General features: G+C 33.6%; 2 protein-coding genes and 1 pseudogene. All 3 read left to right on the top strand.

Going from position 1 to position 2,763, the window contains the following annotated elements; all coding sequences use genetic code 11:
* Window positions 1-1,508: MBOAT family O-acyltransferase (locus E1171_RS05860; protein WP_246164193.1), on the top strand; the 1,508-nt coding region annotated here is incomplete at its 5' end.
* 1 nt (window position 1,509) lies between these two features.
* Window positions 1,510-2,436, top strand: coding sequence for an SGNH/GDSL hydrolase family protein (locus tag E1171_RS05855; protein WP_155205012.1), 927 nt, complete (start codon window positions 1,510-1,512; stop codon window positions 2,434-2,436).
* Window positions 2,437-2,550: 114 nt separating this feature from the next.
* Window positions 2,551-2,763 (top strand): annotated as a pseudogene (locus E1171_RS24215) (acyltransferase family protein); the annotation flags it as partial.

Raw genomic sequence — 2,763 nt, 5'->3', positions numbered from 1 at the left:
AATTTTTACTTTTTTTTCCGGCACTTTTACTGCTTTATTTTTTACTCAGACATCAGTACCGCTGGATATTACTACTTCTTGCTAGTTATGGCTTTTATATGGCATGGAAACCTGAGTACATATTTCTTATCATAATTTCTACAGTTATCGATTACTTCTGTGGGATAAAAATGGGGAATTTGGAGGATGTTCGAAGAAGGAAGCCATATCTTTACCTAAGTCTTCTATCAAATTTGGGTATACTATTTTTTTTTAAATATTTTAATTTCTTTAATGATACTACCCAATTCTTATCGGAAGGTCTTGGATTTCATTATCCTGTTCCTGTGCTGGAGATTATTTTACCCATGGGAATCTCCTTTTATACGTTTCAGACGATGAGTTATTCTATCGATGTGTATTATGGAAGGTTAAAACCAGAAAAAAGTATAGGCACCTTTGCCCTTTACGTTTCTTTCTTCCCCCAATTGGTGGCAGGGCCGATTGAAAGGGCATCCAATCTTTTACCTCAATTTAGAAAAAAAGCCACCTTCGATTACAATAGAATTACGTCTGGCCTGAGGCTTATGCTTTGGGGCCTTTTTAAAAAGGTCGTAGTTGCTGACCGTCTAGCCGTTTTTGTAAATGAAGTCTATAGCCATCCTCATGATTTTCAAGGAGCTACTTTGGTGTTAGCTACCTTTTTCTTTGCTTTTCAAATTTACTGTGATTTCTCTGGCTATTCTGATATTGCCATCGGAGCTGCACGTGTTCTGGGTTTTGATTTGATGAAGAACTTTGATACCCCTTATTTTTCCCGTTCCATTTCTGAATTCTGGAAAAGGTGGCATATTTCACTTTCTACATGGTTCAAGGATTACCTTTATATACCTTTAGGAGGTAATCGAGTCGTAAAATGGCGTTGGTACTATAACTTATTTATTACCTTTTTGGTCAGTGGTTTATGGCATGGAGCCAATTGGACTTTTGTTATATGGGGAGGCTTGCATGGCTTCTATTTGGTATTTGATATCATCAGCAAACCTTTAAGAAATGTTTTAACAAAAAGACTTGGTATTAGTAACTGGCCTTCGATTGATAAGGCTTTGGATCAAGGTTTCACCTTTTTTTTGGTGAGTTTTGCTTGGGTCTTTTTTCGTGCAAACAATATAAATGATGGTTTTTATATTATTACCCATTTTTTTGATGGTAAGTGGAGTGAATTAAAAGATATATTTTGGTTGCTTAAGAATTACCTTTTGATGAAAAATGAAGTGTCCTTTTCTAATTCCATTTGGTATATTTTTAGTGAAGGAGAAATGGAATTTAATTTGGGGCAATTTTTGGCATTATTTTTTGCTGTTGCCTTATTGCTAATTGGTGATACTTTTATTAACCAAGGGGCCATTCAACAGAGGGTTAAATCTCAACCTTTTGCTATTCGTTGGGGCATATATTATTGCCTGATTTTGGCTTGTGTACTTTTAGGAGTTTTTGAGCAAAACGAATTTATTTATTTTCAGTTTTAGAATGACAAGAAGGCAAACAATAAAAGTGATCCTGTTTTCGGGATTAGTGTTAATTTCTCTTACGCTAATTTCCACAGCAATTCAGCGGAAAGCATCCGGTTATAGGGAGAATGACCAAATGGGAAAAATAAACCGAATTCTTAACCATGAGTTGGACCCCGAAATATCAATATGGGGGGCTTCTACGGCTTTGGTACATTTTGATGCTCAAAAAATAGAAGACACCCTTCACCTATCTTGTTATAATATGGGCCTAGATGGTACTGCATTTATACAATATCAAGGCATATTAAGAGACTTTATCAAAAATTCTACCCAGGCTAAATATATTATTATTGCCTTAAATATTAATGAATTAAAAACAAGAGAGAACTTATATAAGCCCAATAAGTTCTTCCATCATATTGATAATAGCGATATTTATAATTCTTTAAGTAAAATTAATCCACAGAAATTATTTAAACTTAAAAATGTTCCATTTTATAATTTAACTACTTATGATTTGGTTTTTTATAGAAAAATATTTGGAGTATATAAAGAAAATGAAGAGGAAATTAAAGGGTTTAATCCAAAGGATCAAGAGTGGAAGTCTGACAAAAGACATATGCCAAGTCAAGTCGAAATAGACGAAAATACCTTTGACGATTTCAAGGAAGTGATCGCAATGGGTAAAAGAAAAAAAATTCAGGTGGTACTTACTGTTGTCCCTTTTTATAAGGAAGGTCAGGAACAAATTGAAAACCTAATAAGCTGGCAATCTAGAATAGCAGCCTTAGCCGCTGAGCGAGGGATTCCCTTTCTTAATTATCTTTCTAATCCTATTTGTAGTCATCAGACACTATTTTATAACAACCTCCATTTGAATGCAAGAGGAGCCGATTTATTTACTGATATTTTTATAGAAGATCTTAGGAAGTTGGGTTTGTGAGGTGTGAAGCTAAATACCATATTTTAAAATTTAATGAGCTGATTTTAACCTTTGGGTTCAATTAAATTTTATTCTACCCCTCTATATTAATTTTAATTTTATTTAAAAGTATATATGAAAAAAAACATCTACTTCCCTCACTTAGATGGCCTGCGTTTCTTTGCCTTTTTTGCCGTCTTCATGTTTCATAGTTTTCATACGGAAATAGCAAGTTTAAAATCGACCACAATTTATAAAACAGCTAATGCTTTTTTTAGCAATGGTGATTTAGGAGTAAATTTCTTTTTTGTGCTCTCCGGTTTTTTAATCACCTTTTTGTTGTTACAT

It is taken from the genome of Xanthovirga aplysinae (genome assembly GCF_009711365.1).
Classification (GTDB): Bacteria; Bacteroidota; Bacteroidia; order Cytophagales; family Cyclobacteriaceae; genus Xanthovirga; species Xanthovirga aplysinae.
Note: the sequence above shows the minus strand (reverse complement) of the source record. Positions and strands in the feature narration are given on the sequence as shown.